The sequence below is a fragment of the Paenarthrobacter sp. 10L420 genome, from assembly GCF_056395385.1.
This window is the reverse complement of the sequence record NZ_JBFTJK010000009.1, coordinates 60,401-75,634: the sequence shown is the minus strand read 5'-3', so window position 1 is coordinate 75,634 and position 15,234 is coordinate 60,401. Positions and strand designations below refer to the sequence as shown.

The 15,234-nt window shown below is 62.2% G+C and carries 14 protein-coding genes; 7 read left to right on the top strand and 7 right to left on the bottom strand.

The window, feature by feature from the left end; genetic code table 11:
* The first annotated feature begins 61 nt into the window (after positions 1-61).
* Positions 62-2,251 carry an MMPL family transporter gene (locus AC1DD5_RS14680; RefSeq protein WP_477521921.1) on the top strand — a complete coding sequence of 730 codons (2,190 nt, stop codon included), beginning with the start codon at positions 62-64 and terminating at the stop codon, positions 2,249-2,251.
* On the opposite strand, the gene AC1DD5_RS14675 is transcribed toward AC1DD5_RS14680, so the two are convergent.
* The 3 genes from AC1DD5_RS14675 to AC1DD5_RS14665 form a co-directional block, all read right to left on the bottom strand.
* Complete coding sequence (locus tag AC1DD5_RS14675) at positions 2,230-4,482, bottom strand: PEP/pyruvate-binding domain-containing protein (protein ID WP_477521920.1); 2,253 nt, start codon at positions 4,480-4,482, stop codon at positions 2,230-2,232. The genes AC1DD5_RS14680 and AC1DD5_RS14675 overlap by 22 nt on opposite strands.
* A 52-nt stretch (positions 4,483-4,534) precedes the next feature.
* Positions 4,535-5,017 (bottom strand): N-acetyltransferase family protein, encoded by a 483-nt coding sequence (locus AC1DD5_RS14670; protein ID WP_477514085.1) that lies wholly within the window; start codon positions 5,015-5,017, stop codon positions 4,535-4,537.
* 77 nt (positions 5,018-5,094) lie between these two features.
* On the bottom strand, positions 5,095-5,487 hold the full coding sequence (locus tag AC1DD5_RS14665) for an ArsR/SmtB family transcription factor (RefSeq protein ID WP_477513996.1): 393 nt from the start codon (positions 5,485-5,487) through the stop codon (positions 5,095-5,097).
* A 110-nt stretch (positions 5,488-5,597) separates the two neighbouring features.
* Here AC1DD5_RS14665 and arsB point away from each other — a divergent pair, with 110 nt between their 5' ends.
* Genes arsB through AC1DD5_RS14645 form a run of 4 tightly spaced genes read left to right on the top strand, consistent with a single transcriptional unit; the run spans position 5,598 to position 9,577 of the window.
* Positions 5,598-6,728, top strand: coding sequence for an ACR3 family arsenite efflux transporter (gene arsB / locus AC1DD5_RS14660; RefSeq protein ID WP_477513995.1), 1,131 nt, complete (start codon positions 5,598-5,600; stop codon positions 6,726-6,728).
* Positions 6,715-7,140 carry an arsenate reductase ArsC gene (locus AC1DD5_RS14655; protein WP_477513994.1) on the top strand — a complete coding sequence of 142 codons (426 nt, stop codon included), beginning with the start codon at positions 6,715-6,717 and terminating at the stop codon, positions 7,138-7,140. Before arsB ends, AC1DD5_RS14655 begins: the two co-directional genes overlap by 14 nt.
* Positions 7,141-7,180: 40 nt before the next feature.
* On the top strand, positions 7,181-8,158 hold the full coding sequence (gene trxB, locus AC1DD5_RS14650) for a thioredoxin-disulfide reductase (protein WP_477514084.1): 978 nt from the start codon (positions 7,181-7,183) through the stop codon (positions 8,156-8,158).
* A gap of 45 nt (positions 8,159-8,203) precedes the next feature.
* Positions 8,204-9,577: an FAD-dependent oxidoreductase gene (locus AC1DD5_RS14645; RefSeq protein ID WP_477514083.1), complete on the top strand. Its 1,374-nt coding sequence runs from the start codon at positions 8,204-8,206 to the stop codon at positions 9,575-9,577.
* Positions 9,578-9,580: 3 nt separating this feature from the next.
* Here AC1DD5_RS14645 and AC1DD5_RS14640 read toward each other — a convergent pair whose 3' ends face one another.
* Together AC1DD5_RS14640 and AC1DD5_RS14635 are read right to left on the bottom strand one after the other, a co-directional pair.
* The gene (locus AC1DD5_RS14640) at positions 9,581-10,438 is read right to left on the bottom strand and encodes a prephenate dehydratase (RefSeq protein ID WP_477513993.1); all 858 of its coding nucleotides are present in this window, start codon (positions 10,436-10,438) and stop codon (positions 9,581-9,583) included.
* Positions 10,439-10,550: 112 nt separating this feature from the next.
* Complete coding sequence (locus tag AC1DD5_RS14635; protein WP_477521994.1) at positions 10,551-11,963, bottom strand: aldehyde dehydrogenase family protein; 1,413 nt, start codon at positions 11,961-11,963, stop codon at positions 10,551-10,553.
* 162 nt (positions 11,964-12,125) lie between these two features.
* Between AC1DD5_RS14635 and AC1DD5_RS14630 the strand changes: the two genes are divergently transcribed.
* Positions 12,126-12,761 (top strand): LysE family translocator, encoded by a 636-nt coding sequence (locus AC1DD5_RS14630; protein ID WP_477521919.1) that lies wholly within the window; start codon positions 12,126-12,128, stop codon positions 12,759-12,761.
* Here the strand turns inward: AC1DD5_RS14630 and AC1DD5_RS14625 are convergent, their stop codons facing one another.
* Together AC1DD5_RS14625 and AC1DD5_RS14620 are read right to left on the bottom strand one after the other, a co-directional pair.
* Positions 12,762-13,352, bottom strand: a complete 591-nt coding sequence (locus AC1DD5_RS14625; RefSeq protein WP_477521918.1) for a TetR/AcrR family transcriptional regulator — start codon at positions 13,350-13,352, stop codon at positions 12,762-12,764. It abuts the gene before it with no gap.
* Positions 13,353-13,409: 57 nt separating this feature from the next.
* Positions 13,410-14,366, bottom strand: coding sequence for a GlxA family transcriptional regulator (locus AC1DD5_RS14620; protein ID WP_477521917.1), 957 nt, complete (start codon positions 14,364-14,366; stop codon positions 13,410-13,412).
* Positions 14,367-14,500: 134 nt separating this feature from the next.
* On the opposite strand from AC1DD5_RS14620, the gene AC1DD5_RS14615 reads away from it, so the two are divergent.
* Positions 14,501-15,133 carry an isochorismatase family protein gene (locus AC1DD5_RS14615; protein WP_477521916.1) on the top strand — a complete coding sequence of 211 codons (633 nt, stop codon included), beginning with the start codon at positions 14,501-14,503 and terminating at the stop codon, positions 15,131-15,133.
* Positions 15,134-15,234: the final 101 nt, after the last annotated feature.

Below are 15,234 nucleotides of genomic sequence, written 5' to 3'. Positions count from 1 at the left end.
TCCATCGTAGAGATATTCTGTGATGGAATAAAGACTTCCCCACGTCTCGGAAGAAGGACTCATGAACCCGCAGAAGGTACCTTTCTGGCTTCGTTGGCTGGTGCCTGTGGCGCTTGTCATCACGTGGCTTGGCATTGCCGGCATTGGCGGCCCAACGTTCGGGCGGTTGGACGAGGACTCCTCCAATGACCAGGCTTCGTTCCTCCCAGCAGGCGCCGAAGCGACGGAAGCAGGCAACTGGCAGGCGAAGTTCCGGGACTCCAAGGAGATCCCTGCAGTGGTCATTGTCGAGAACGGGACTGCTTTCAGCCCGGCCCAGCTCAGCGAAGCAGCCCAGCTGAAAGCCGACATTGAGGCACTCAAACTGGGGGACACCGTCGTCGGGCCTCTTCCCTCGGAGGACGGCAAAGCGGTCCAATTCATTGTGCCAATAGCGTCTTCGGATGAACTGCGCGACAAGATCCAGGAGCTCCGGGACGTCGTTCAGCCGGGTGCCCCGGAGGGAATGCGAGCGTTTGTCACGGGTCCCGCGGGCCTGACCGCTGATCTCGTGAACGCGTTCGGTGGCATCGACGGCATCCTCCTCCTCGTCGCGCTCGGCGCCGTGTTTGTCATTTTGCTGCTCGTGTACCGCTCACTCGTGCTGCCACTGGCGGTCCTCCTGACATCGGTTTTTGCGCTTTGCGCGGCCATTCTCCTGGTGTTCGCGATGGCCAAACTGGGCTGGATCCAGCTGAACGGCCAGAGCCAAGGCATCCTGTCCATCCTGGTGATTGGCGCGGCCACCGACTATGCGCTGCTGTATGTGGCCCGATTCCGCGAGGCCCTGACCCACACCACTAACCGTACGAGGGCAGTACTCACGGCATGGAAGGCCTCCTTCGAGCCGATCCTCGCGTCCGGCGCGACCGTCATCATCGCCCTGCTTTGCCTGCTCTTCTCCGACCTGAACTCCAACAAGGCGCTGGGCCCTGTGGCAGCTGCCGGAATCCTTTGCTCGCTCTTCGCCGCGCTCACCCTCCTGCCGGCGCTCATGGCACTGTTGGGCCGCGCAGCCTTCTGGCCCTTCCGTCCTAAGCTCCTGCCCGACGACGAACGCGAACCCGAGCTGGTTACTGGACTTGAGGGGCAAAAGGGTCTGTGGCGCGCAACTGCTTCCCTGGTTTCCCGCCGGCCGCGCACCGTATGGGTGGTTTCAGTTCTGCTGCTCCTGGTGGCCTCAGCAGGCGTCCTGCAGTTGAAGGCCAACGGCGTCCCTCAAACGGACGTTATCCTCTCGGCCTCCGACGCCGTGGACGGCCAGGACGCGCTGGCGCGGCATTTCGACGCCGGCAGCGGCAGCCCCGCCGTCGTGGTCGCCTCCGAAGATGCCGTGCAGGAAGTGCTGGACAAGGTCAAAGCTGCCGACGGTGTGGGTGACGCCTATCTCCTGGCCGACGGAAATGTGCCCATCACCGGCGCTCCGGGGACTCCGGCCGATCCTGCCGTTCGTGAGGGCAAGGTGCTAATCAATGCGACGCTCGACTCTGCCGCCGACTCGATGGAGGCAGAAGAAACGGTGAAGTCATTGCGGGTGGCGGTCAAAGAGGTCGACGCCGGCGCCTTGGTAGGTGGGGTCACTGCCACTGCGCTGGACACCAACACCACCGCGCAGCGCGACTTGGTGGTCATCATCCCCATCGTCCTGGTGGTCATCCTTTTCATACTGATTCTCCTGCTGCGCTCTGTTGTGGCGCCTGTACTGCTGGTGTTGTCCGTGGTCCTGTCCTATGCGGCAGCCATGGGTGTTTCAGCGTGGGTCTTCAACGGGGTCTTCGGTTTCTCGGGCGCCGATGCCACAGTTCCCCTCTTCGGCTTCGTGTTCCTGGTGGCATTGGGTGTGGACTACAACATATTCCTGATGAGCAGGGTGCGCGAGGAATCGCTGAAGCACGGGACACGGCCTGGAATCCTGCGGGGCTTGGGCGTAACGGGTGGAGTAATTACGTCCGCGGGTGTTGTGTTGGCCGCTACCTTTGCCGCGCTCGGAGTCATTCCCATCATGTTCCTGGTGCAGTTGGCGTTCATCGTGGCCTTCGGGGTGCTGTTGGACACGATTCTGGTCCGCTCTCTACTGGTGCCCGCACTCGCGTACGACATCGGAGACCGGATTTGGTGGCCACGGAAGCTTGGCCGTCAGCCTCATGCGCTTACGCGTCGCCGTGAGGAGGAGCCGATGGCGGCAGTTAATCATTCGTCCACGACGACGTAGCCCGCGCCTCCGTCCACGGTGACTCGTTGGCCCGTCTTGAGCAGCTTGGTGGCGTTGCCGGTTCCCACGACTGCAGGTATGCCGTACTCCCGGGCAACCAGCGACGCGTGCGCGGCGAGGGTTCCGCCGTCAGTGACCACCGCGGCGGCCCGAGCGAAAAGGGGCGTCCATGCTGGTGCGGTGGATCGCGCTACGAGAATCTCGCCATCGAGGAAGCTGTCGAATTCCTCCAGGTCTGACATAACCCGCACCCTGCCCGTGGCGCGTCCAGTGCTGGCCGGGTGGCCGACGATTGCACCGGCGGGTATCTCGTGGGTTGTCCTGGCTGCGTCAACTGCGCTTGCCACCGGATCAGCTCCGAACCTGCCCGGTTCGCCAATAATGAGTGGTGCGTCCAGCCGCCGTTGCATCTGCCAGGTTGCGCGGCGGTTTCCTACCAGCTCGCTTTGGTCCGTCGAGGCGTTCATCACCTCACTCAGGTGGAGGAAATGGATGTCCTGCGGGTCCTCGATGGCTCCTGCGGTGGCGAGGTTTTCTCCCAGCCGTTGGGCGCAACGACGCAAGACCGGCCATCCCAAGGTGAGGTAAAGGGACTGTTCTTCCCGTAGGGCGGCGTAGTACTGGGCCATCGTCAGGAGGGAATCAAAGCGGGTCAAGGCCCTGGGACTATCAAGCAGCACTTCCCTCGCCGCGGCTTCGGCTGCCTTTCGTTGTGCGTCAAGCGCATCCTTTCCTGCGGTGGTTGAATCCGCTTCTTGGTTGCGGATGCCGGCCTCGCCGAAGGTCGGGTGGTACCAGTCGAGGGAGTAAACGGCCGAGTCCGGAGGTGTCGTCGTCCCGTCGCTGAGGCCAGTGCTGCCGCTGAGGCCGCGGAGGAGTGCCTGATGACCGAGCAGCCCGGCGGGTTTGTCGCCCATGGGAGCGGCCAGGTGCTTTTTCCAGAAACTGGCCAGGGCCCCTTCGATTTTCCAAGCAGATCCGCCCACCACGGCCAGTGACCACAGGTAGATTCCCGCATGTCGGGCGATAGCATCCACAAGCTCGATGAGCTTTGCCGGGGATGCGGTGTCCACTTCCTGCTCGGCACTGCGCACGAGTTCCCGATATTCCGGCAGCAGCTGGTGGCGCCATTTCAACTCCAGCGCATGGAGAACAGCCCGGTGTGCCGCAGCCGGATTGTGGGAGACCCGGAGAAGGACGTTGAAAAGGAACCACGGCAGACGACCACGGCTTCGAATTATCAACGGCGCCACAATCCGTGGGGACGGAATCGGCGGGGCGTTGTAGTACCAGCCATTGACGGAGCCATAACGAAACGGCACCCGCACCTGAATATCGTCTTCCATGCCGTCGAGATACCCGGACTCGATCCGGCGCAGAAGCCAGTCCTCGAACAGGGGCGTCATGGGATCTGGAAGCCATTCACCGAGCCTGAAGTTCCTTGCCCATAGGCCTTCGCCCGGAGCTGTCCACACTGCTGGCGTGGGAAGCGCCGTCATGGGGCGGGCCTGAAGGAGGAATAGCGCACCGTCATGGTCCAGCGCCCACTCGATGTCTTGCGGCACCCCGGCTCGGTCCTGGATCCGACGGGCTAGCGCTGCTACTTGCTGTGCTTGGTCCGAGGTGAGGATGTTGCCGTCCCTGTTGCACTTGATCCCGCTTGCGCGGACTGTCCATTGCTCTCCGACTGCTTCACCCGACACCAGCGACTCCCCAAGACCGGCGACTCCGGTGACAATGGTTTCTTCGGCGTCGCCTGTCAATGGGTTGGCAGTAAAGGCAACGCCTGCGGCATGGGGCTGAACCATCTGCTGAACGAGTACCGCCATGGAATGGCTTGCCGCATCGCTGGGGTCCGCTGCTCCGAGCGCAGACTCATACGCTGCAACTCTATGTTCTCCTGCCGAAGCCAAGCATTGCCGCACAGCATGCTCGAGGTCATCCTGCTCAACGTTCAGAAAGGTTTCGTAGAGACCTGCATAAGAAGCGCCGGCGAGGTCCTCGGCGGCGGAAGAGGACCTGACAGCGTACGGCCCCGGGCCTATCCTGCCGGCAGCGACTTTCAGAGCGCCGGGGAGACTGTTGCCGACCTGCCCCACCGCCTCCGATGTGACGACGAACCCCGCTGGCACCTTGAAACCCTCTGCCGTGAGTTCGGAAAGAGTGGCTGCTTTGCTGCCCAGCACCGTGCGGTCCGCGCTCGCAGAGCCAAGCTGCGGAAACTCGCTCATAGCCATGGCTCTCCCTTTTCGCAGACACTTCCGGTTTCAGACAGTGGCGGTTTCAGACAGTCGCGGAGCGTCTTTCGATCATTATGGTGTCGCGCCATTGTCCCGCGAGTGGGCCAAGAGGCATTCGTGCGATTCGATTCCGTCGGCCGACAACCGTAAAGCCCTCCGCGACGTGCAGCCGGAGGCTCGCTTCATTCTCGGGAAAGACGCTGGCCTGGATCGTCCAGATTCCTGCTTCTTCCGTGGATGTGATCAGGGCGCGGAGAAGGGCCTTGCCTACACCTAAACCACGGGCTTCCCCGGCCACATAAATGGAATGCTCCACGACGCCCGCATACGCTGCACGCGAGGAGATGGCTGATACGGCTGCCCAACCGAGGATCCGGCCTTCTGCTTCCGCGACCAGCCGGTGATCCTTGAGCCTTGTAGCGTCGAATTGCTCCCACTCAGGAGCAGCGGGCTCGAACGTGGCGTTCCCGGACTCGATGCCTTCAGTGAAGATCTCCCGGACCACCGGCCAATCGGGCGGGGTCATTTTGCGGATCCGGACCTCGCTGTTGCGCATTGACGGGATGTTGGGTGTCGTCTCCCTTGCCCCTGTTGTCTCGCTTCTCACAGGGTCTCCAGCAGGCCGGAAGTCCGCTCAATGGCACCCGGGACCAAGGAGTAGTACGCCCATGTGCCCCGCTTTTCGCGGTGCAGAAGGCCGGCATCCACCAAGATCTTCAAATGATGTGAGACCGTCGGCTGGCCGAGGTCCAGGGGCTCGGTGAGATCGCAGACGCACGCTTCGCCGCCGTGTGCGCTTTTGACGATGGACAACAGGCGGAGCCGGTTGGGATCAGCGAGTGCCTTAAACACAGAGGCGCGGACCTGGGCTTCATAAGCATCGAGGGAGGGCTGGGCTGAAGGCTCGCAGCAAGCTTCATCGCCAGTACTTGCCGGCCTATCCACAGCTGGGAGTTCGTCCGCGTGTAGCAGCTGAAGGGTTTGCGGGGAGTCCATACACCCATTATGCACATAGATTGACAATCATCGATATGGATGCTGATACTTATATCGAACTTCATCAATCTAATGCCTTGGCTGTTGCCGGGCAGAATTCCAGGAGCCTAGTGAGCACGTCGACGCAGACCGCAGCCCGTAAGCCTGAGGGCGGCGCCGCCGTCGTAGGACGGCTTTCGGCAGTGGACCGTTTGCTGCCGGTGTGGATCATCGCCGCCATGGCGCTCGGCCTGCTTTTGGGAGGTCTCGTCCCGGGCCTCAATTCGTGGTTGGAAGCGGTGAAAGTTGGCGAGGTGTCCTTGCCAATTGCCGTTGGGCTATTGGTCATGATGTATCCGGTTCTAGCGAAAGTGCGATACGACCAAGCAGGCAGCGTGCTGACGGATCGTCGGCTGATGGTTACTTCCTTGGTTATCAACTGGTTTTTGGCCCCAGCATTCATGTTCGCGTTGGCATGGATTTTCCTTCCTGACCTGCCCGAATACCGCACAGGACTCATCATCGTCGGCTTGGCCCGCTGTATCGCCATGGTGATGATCTGGAACGATCTCGCTTGCGGTGATCGCGAATCCGGCGCCGTGCTGGTATTCGTTAACTCGGTGTTCCAAGTGATCGCATTCGGAGGCCTTGGCTGGTTCTACCTCCAGTGGCTTCCGGCACTCCTGGGCCTGCCCACCACCAGCGCGAACTTCTCTTTCTTGGCGATCACGGCATCGGTAGTGGTCTTCCTGGGCATTCCACTGCTAGCTGGCTTCCTCACCCGGGGGCTGGGTGAACGGGCGAAGGGCCGCGACTGGTACGAGGGCCACATGCTTCCAAGGATCGGGCCCTGGGCGCTGTACGGGTTGTTGTTCACCATCACGCTGCTTTTCGCCATGCAGGGTGGAACCATCATGGCCCGGCCCCTGGATGTCCTCCGGATCGCGCTGCCACTGCTGGTCTACTTCCTCGTGGTGTTCGGGGCGGGAATCGCGATAGGCAAATGGCTGAACCTCGGTTACGCCAAAACCGTCACACTCGCCTTCACTGCCGCCGGCAATAACTTTGAATTGGCCATCGCAGTGGCCATTGGCACTTTCGGGGTCACGTCGGGTCAGGCACTTGCCGGCGTCGTTGGGCCCTTGATTGAAGTGCCCGTCCTTGTTGCACTTGTGTATGTAGCCCTCTGGGCGCGCAAGCGCTATTTCACCCCCGCGATGATCGCTGCCCCACCCTTGGAGGAGAAGCATGACCACCACTGAAACCAGCAAGAAGCCCTCCGTCCTGTTCGTCTGCGTCCACAATGCCGGCCGATCCCAGATGGCTGCCGCGTTCCTGACCACTCTTGCCAAGGGCGAGATCGAGGTCCGCTCCGCCGGTTCCCAGCCCGCCGACAAGGTCAACCCGGCCGCCGTCGAGGCCATGGCCGAGCTGGGCATCGACATGTCGGCCGAAATCCCCAAGGTACTCACCACCGAAGCCGTCAAGGAATCCGACGTCGTCATCACCATGGGCTGCGGCGACGAATGCCCGTACTTCCCTGGCAAGCGGTATGAAGACTGGGTCCTGGAAGACCCAGCTGGCCAGGGTGTTGACGCGGTCCGGCCTATTCGGGATGAAATAAAGACACGTATCGAGGGCCTGATCGACTCCCTCATCCCTGCCTCCAGGTAATCCGGCTTCCCCCATAGGAGAGATTCTCGTGAGTAATGACATCAGCGCCGAACAACTGATCATCATCGGCTCGGGTCCGGCTGGCTACACCGCGGCCATCTACGCCGCCCGGGCAGGGCTCAAACCGCTCGTCCTGGCCGGTTCGGTCACTGCGGGTGGCGCTTTGATGAATACCACCGAGGTCGAAAACTTCCCCGGCTTCCCCGCCGGTATCCAGGGTCCCGAGTTGATGGACGGACTCCAGGAGCAGGCCGAGAAGTTCGGCGCCCGCATCGTGTTCGACGACGTCACAGAAGTCGATCTGAAACATCACCTCAAGCGGGTGGTCACCGGCGCGGGGGAGACGCACGAAGCGCCCGCTGTCATCCTCGCTACTGGCTCGGCCTACAAAGAACTCGGACTGCCGGAGGAGAAAAAGCTCAGCGGGCACGGCGTATCCTGGTGCGCCACGTGCGACGGTTTCTTCTTCCGGGAGCAGGACATCATCGTGGTCGGCGGTGGAGACTCTGCCATGGAAGAAGCCACGTTCCTGACACGTTTCGGCAAGTCCGTCACTGTCGTGGTCCGGAAGGACGAACTTCGTGCTTCGCGCATCATGGCCCAGCGCGCCAAGGACAATCCCAAGATCAGCTTCGCCTGGAACTCCGCCGTCACCAAGATCCACGGCGACACCAAAGTCACCGGAGTGACTCTCACTGATACCCGCACTGGAGAAACCCGGGAACAGGCTGCCACAGGGATCTTCGTTGCCATCGGTCATTTGCCCCGCACCGAACTTGTCGCCGGGCAGGTAGACCTCGACGCCGAGGGTTACATCAAAGTCGATTCGCCCACCACCTGCACCAATCTCTCCGGGGTCTTCGCATGCGGGGATGCAGTGGATCACCGGTACCGCCAGGCGATCACCGCCGCCGGAACGGGGTGTGCTGCAGCGCTGGATGCTGAACGATTTCTGGCGGCACTTGAGGACGCAGACAGCATAGCTACGGCACTGGTGGAAGAACCCACCCACGCCTGAGGATCTTTAAGCGCCTGAGGATCTTCAACGATGAAAGAGGACACCATGGAGCCAGCGAAGAAGCTTCCCGTCGCGGTGATCGGTGCCGGCCCGGTCGGTTTGGCCGCAGCAGCGCACTTGCTCGAACGTGGCCTCGAGCCAGTCATCTTTGAAGCTGGACCTGCTGCAGGTGCCGCCATCGAACAATGGCGCCACATCCGGCTCTTCTCGCCTTGGCGGTTCAACATCGATGCCGCCGCCGTCCGCCTCTTGGAACAATCAGGCTGGGAATCTCCCCGCCCCACGGCACTGCCTTATGGCCGGGAACTCATCGACAACTACCTCACCCCGCTGGCAGCTATGCCCGTCATGGCGTCTCGGTTGCAGACTGGCGCCCGCGTTATCGCAGTTACCCGCGTAGGACTGGATAAGACCCACGTCCGTGACCGGGACACCACTCCTTTCCTGGTGAGGGTGGAGCACGCAGACGGCGAAACGCGCGATCACGTAGTGGCTGCCGTCATCGACGCCTCCGGAACGTGGTCAACCCGTAACCCACTGGGCACCTCAGGTCTGCCCGCCATTGGCGAAGACACGGCGGCGGACCGCATATCCTCGCCCCTTCCTGACGTCACGGGGCGGGACCGGACCAGCTTTGCCGGCCGTCGCGTCCTCGTCGTGGGCGCTGGACACTCGGCTGCGAACACCCTGATCAATGTGGCCGACCTCGCCAAGGACGAACCCAACACCCGGATCCTGTGGGCCGTGCGAAGCGGCTCCGCAGAGAAGGTGTACGGTGGCGGAGACGCCGATGGACTGCCCGCCCGGGGCCAGCTCGGCGCGAGGCTCCGCAGGCTCGTCCAAACCGGCAACATCCAACTGCACACACGTTTCGGCATAGTTGGCCTGAAAACGCTCGATTCCGGAGTGAGCGTTGAATCCGTTGACGGACGCACGCTGGATGTCGATGTCATCGTTCCCTGCACCGGCTTCCGCCCGGATCTGGAGATCCTGCGCGAACTCCGCCTCAACCTCGATCCTGCCGTTGAAGCACCCACTGAACTCGGCCCACTGATTGACCCCGAATTCCACTCCTGCGGCACTGTCCCTCCACACGGTGCCAGGGTGTTGGCACATCCGGAAAAAGACTTCTACATCGTAGGCATGAAGTCCTATGGCCGTGCCCCGACCTTCCTGCTGGCCACGGGCTATGAGCAGGTCCGTTCCGTCGCTGCTGCACTGGCTGGTGACCACCAAGCAGCGGACTTGGTGCATCTGGAATTGCCGGAAACCGGAGTCTGCTCCACGGACGCCGGAACCAGCTGCGATGTTCCGATCGAGGCCATCAACGAAGAAGCGGAGTCGGGCTGCTGTGCTTTGCCCGAACCAGCTTTCCTCGGCTTCCCGACTGGACTCGCGCACGGCCGCTCCGGGAATTAGCAGCTAGGCGTTGACGGTGTTCCGTTCGCGATAACCGTCGGCGGCGTAGACGCCCAGAATCCGCACTTCCGTGGTGAAGAATTCCAGCTCCTCCAGCGCCCGGCGGAGACGTGCGTCCCCAGGATGCCCTTCGACGTCGGAGATGAACATGGTGGCCGCGAACTCGTTGCCCACCATGTAGCTCTCAAGCCTGGTCATGTTCAGGCCGTTGGTCGCAAAACCGCCCAACGCTTTGTAGAGCGCTGAGGGGACGTTGCGCACACGGAACACGAAGCTCGTGATCGCGGGACCCGGGAGCTCCTCTTTGGTAGGGATTTCGCGTTCCCGCGCCAGAACCACAAAGCGAGTGGTGTTGGTGGGGTCATCCTCGACGCCGGAGGCCAGGACATCCAGACCGTACAAGCCTGCGGCCAATGGAGGAGCGAGGGAAAGCTTGCGGGGATCGTTCCAGTCGCGCACTTCCCTGGCTGATCCCGCCGTGTCTCCGGCGATAACTGGCTTGAGGCCTGCTTCACGGATGATCTTGCGGCACTGCCCCAAAGCATGGATATGGCTGTGAACCTCGGTTGCGCCTTCAATCGTGCTGCCTGGAATGCCCAAGAGGTCGAACCGGATTGGCAGGAAATACTCGCCCACGATTTGCAGCTTGGACTGCGGGAGCAGCACGTGAATGTCAGCCACGCGTCCGGCGATGGAGTTCTCAATCGGGATCATCGCCAGCTCGACTTCGCCCGTGGAAACCAGTTCAAACGCGTCCTCAAAGCTGGCACACGGCACGCTTTCGAGTTCGGGGAACATTTCCTTGCACGCGAGATCCGAATTGGCTCCCGGTTCACCTTGATACGCAATCTTCTGGGCCATGGTGCTCATGCTTTCACGCGGAGCACCCTCAAACCCAACTAGGGGACAGATAACGGCGCTATGACGGTTCAGAGCGACGTTATCTGTCCCCCAGTTGGGCCACGGGCCGGGACTAGCCGTTGATGATCTGCGGAACACCCAGGGCCTTGAGGCCTTCCGCGCCGAACTCCAAGCCATAGCCGGACTGCTTTGCGCCACCGAACGGGATGCGGGGGTCCACTGCGCCGTGCTTGTTGATCCATACGGTTCCGGCTTGGATACGGGAGGCAACCTCGCGGGCGGCAGCCACGTCGGAGGACCAGACTGAGGCGCCCAGTCCGACGTCGAGCGCGTTTGCCTTGGCGACGGCCTCGTCAACGGTGCTGTACCGGATGATCGGCAGGGCAGGGCCGAACTGTTCCTCGGCCACCAGCGGGTTGTCGTTGTCGATGTCGGCCACCAGGGTCGTGGGGTAGAAGTTGCCGGGCTGATCGGCGTCGGGGTTGCCACCGAGGAGGACGCGTGCACCGGATGCGCGGGCAGCCTCCACCAGACGGGCCACGATGTCGTACTGCTGGCGGTTCTGCAGCGGGCCAAGGACGTTGTTCTCGTCCAGGCCGTTGCCCATCGGCATCGAAGCAGCAACAGCTGCCAGTTCCGTGCACACTGCCTCGTACAGCGAGTCGTGGACGTAGAGGCGCTTCAGCGCGGCGCAGGTCTGGCCGGTGTTGATGAACGCACCCCAGAACAACCCTTCAGCAATAGCTTTCGGGTCAGCGTCCGGGAGGACGATGCCGGCGTCGTTGCCGCCGAGTTCCAGCGTGAGGCGCTTGACCGTATCCGCCGAGGAACGGATGATCGCCTTGCCTGTGGCGGTGGAGCCGGTGAACATGACCTTGCCAATGGCCGGATGTTCAGCCAGCCGGGCGCCGACGTCGCGGCCACCGGACACCACCGACAGCAAACCCTCGGGCAGTTCCTGGTTGATGATTGTGGCCAATGCCAGCACGGACAGCGGAGTGTATTCGGAGGGCTTGACCACCACTGCGTTGCCCATCCGGAGGGCAGGGGCGATCTGCCACACCGTGATCATCATGGGCCAGTTCCAGGGGCCGATCGCGCCCACGACGCCGATGGGCCGGTAGTGCAGTTCGGCGTGGGTTTCGCCATCGTCCACCACGGTTTCAGGGTCCAGCGGCGTGGCGGCCGTGGCACGGAGCCAGGCGGCGCAAGCGCCGACTTCGAAGCGGGCGTTCGGGCCATTCAGCGGCTTGCCTTGCTCGCGGGAGAGCAGCTGGGCGAGCTCTTCAGCAGAGCGTTCGACGGCGTCGGCGGCCTTCATGAGCGCAGCGGAGCGCGCGTCGTGGCCCAAGGCAGCCCAGGCCGGCTGTGCAGCTGCGGCAGCCGCAACAGCGGCGTCAAGATCTTCAACAGTGTGGACGGGGGCTTCACCGACAGCCTCACCCGTTGCGGGGTCAAGAATCGTGCGGCTGTTCTGGCCGGGGGCCGGGGTGATCGAGGCCAGGAGGGCGTCGTAAGTCTCCATTGGTACTCCGCTCGGGTAGTAAGTCTTGGCGGCCAGTGAGGCACGCGGCGATGTTTCCAGTGTGGTGGGCGTCACGGGCGGTTGCCTTGTCTATGCACGAACAGCCCTTGACGGGAAGCGAACGCTTTCCAGCGGGCCCCTGCGTGCCGGATAATTTGGCGGGTGACTCTTGCTTCCCTCGCCGCCTTCGCCGGTCTCTGCCTGGTCCTTTCCGTGACCCCGGGCCCGGATACGTTCCTGGTCCTGCGTATTGCCCTGAACCGGCCCAGCGCCGGAATCGCTGCGGCGGCAGGATCGGCAGGTGCCGCAATTGTGTGGGCTGCTTTGGTGGGCATCGGATTGGCCGCGCTGTTGGAACAGTCGGCTGAGCTCTTCCGATGGCTGAAGATCGCGGGCGGCCTGTACTTGCTGTACCTCGGCGTTTCTTCGTTCATCAAGTCCCGTAAAGCTGCCACGGCAGGCGGACCATCTGAGGAGGCGCCCCTCCCGTACAGCCGGCTCGCGGCACTGGGGGCAGGAGCCCTTTCCACCCTGCTCAACCCCAAGGTGGGCCTGTTCTACCTGGCTGTGGTCCCGCAGTTCATCCCGCACGGCGGCGACACCATGGGCACGTCACTCATCCTGGGCATCGTGGTTGCCGTCATTGCCTTTGCCTACCTCTCGATGATCGCAGTGGTGGCGTTCAAGGCGATGCGGTGGCTCAAGCGCCCCAACGTGAGTACCGTCGTCGAGCGTGTCAGCAGCGGGGTTATCGCCGGACTGGGCGTCGGCGTGGTGGCATCAGGCGCCACCAGTTAGTTAGCCAGCCAGCAACCTCAGATAGTTGTCCAGTTGCCCTTCAAGGTCCTGGGCAAAGTGCTCTGCGGGGGAAAGTGCCGCCACGATCTGGGCGCCCAGCATCATGTTGAGCAGATGATCGGCGACGGCGGCGTCCCCAATGGGGGCGGCAATCTCGCCAGCCGCGCGGGCTGCTGCCGAATGGGCAGCGATGGTGTTGTGCCACTGGTTCATCGACTCGCTGTGCAAGGCCGCCATCTCTGCGTCGTTGAGTGCCTTCTGCCAAAACGGGATAACGATGCGGGCTTCGTTGACGCGTTCCTCGTCCAGTGGCAGGACTTCGGCGCAGAAGGCGCGGAGGGCAGCGATGCCGGCCAGACCAGACGTCACGGCGGCAATGCGCTGGTTGGTGCGGTTGAAAACGTGCCCGAAAGCTGACGTCAGCAGCAGATCCTTCGTGGGAAAGTAGGGCTTAAGGGCGCCGTTGGCAAAGCCGGCTTCTTCGGCGATTTCCCGCATGGTGGCGCCTTCAATGCCCAGCCTTGCAATGATCCGCCAGGTAGCGTCCACCAGTTCGAGGCGTCGTTGATCGTGGTCCACAATCTTTGGCACTTTAGGGGGCTCCCGGAGAAATATATGGCAGACAGGTCTTGGGTCTCATCTTACGTTTCAGGCGGGCGCTGACTGAGCGTCAAAGGTGCGTCTGTATTCGGTGGGTGTGATGGCAAACGCGCTGGCGAAGTTCTGTCGGAGCGTCACGGGGCTGCCAAATCCGCAGTCAGCCGCAATCTGATCTACGGACAAGTCTGTGGTTTCCAGTAATCGCCGGGCAGCATCGAGTCGTCGTGTGCGGATCCATGCCGACGGTGTCGTTCCTGTTGACGCACGGAAAGTGCGGACGAAGGTTCGGCGACTCATGTGGGCCTGGGCTGCGAGGCGATCGATGCTGAGGTCCTCGCCGAGTCGGCCCAAGGCCCACTCCAGCAGGCGCGCCATAGGATCATCCGAGGAGCGAGGTGGAAGGGGGTGCTCAATGTACTGCGCCTGTCCGCCCTCACGGTGTGGAGCGATGACCAGGCTGCGCGCAATTCGGTTCGCTGCCTCCGCCCCCAGCCGGCCCCGAACCAGGTGGAGGCAAGCATCCAGTCCGGATGCTGTCCCCGCGGAAGTCAACACGTCTCCGTGATCGATGTAGAGCACTCTTTGATCGAGGAAGACATCTGGGTGCCGGTTGGCGAGGGTGTCAAAGGCCTGCCAATGTGTGACGGCAGAACGTCCGCTGAGGAGGCCGGCATCCGCGACGGGGATCGTGCCAAGGCAAAGCCCCAGGATAGTTACGCCGCGCTCGTGAGCCTGTTGAAGGATCTTGCGTAGAGCCTCGCTGGTTTCACGTCCGTCCGCGAACCACGACGGCACCACCACGACGTCTGCCTGCTCTGCGGCATCCGGGCCTTGGATTTCCCCTAGTTGATAGCCCTCGGTGGTTCGAATATGGCCAGCCTCGTCTGAGAAGAGCACTGTGGTCCACTCAGCCAGGCCTTGCCGCGTGACCTCGTCGAAAACCATCTGCGGAACCGCCAGATGAAACATCGTGACGTCATCGAATGCGTAGACAGCGATCCGCACACGGCCCTCCTCTATGCTTTTGGCCTGAATCCATCGTATATGGGCATTTGTGCCACTGGTGGTTACTCGCTGGGGCGCCAATGATGGAAGGGTCGCCGGTTGGCGAGCAACGATCCGCTATTTGGGAGAAAAGTATGAGCACACCCCGCCGCGCCCTTGTCCTTGTCGATGTCCAGCAGCAGTACTTCAGCGGACCCCTTGAGATCCAGTACCCGAAGCACCAGGAATCACTTCCGATGATCGTGAAGGCCATCGATGCCGCGGCCGCCGCAGGAATTCCCATCCTGGCGATACAGCACAGCGAAGGAGAAGGCGCGCCAGTCTTCGCCCCTGGAACGCCTGAATTTGATCTCCACCCGGACGTCGAAGCGCGCCGGACTGCTTCATGGAAAGAGGTCATCAAACGTTACGGCTCGGTTTACGCTGGCACGGACGTTGCTGGCTGGCTGCGGGAGCACGACGTCGATACCGTCACCTTGGTGGGTTACATGACGAACAACTGCATCCTTGCCTCGGCCGTTGAAGCGGAGTTCCTTGGCTTCACCACTGAAGTCCTCTCGGATGCCACTGGCGCCATCAACCTCGTCAATGATGCAGGTGCGGCGGACGCGAAAACCGTGCACACCACACTGATGGCGCTGTTGAACTCCAACTGGGCCGCTGTTGCATCGACGGATGTATGGGCAGAGGCACTCCAAGCCGGGCGGGCACTGGAAACGAGTGATCTGGGGACGTCGGCGACGGCGGGGAGTGCTGCAGTTTCTTAGAAACAATATGTGGACCAGGCCTTGTGACTGAGCTAACACGTAAGTTATTCTCTACACCTATAGAAAATAAATCCTGACCCATCACAGGTCCCGGACAAGAG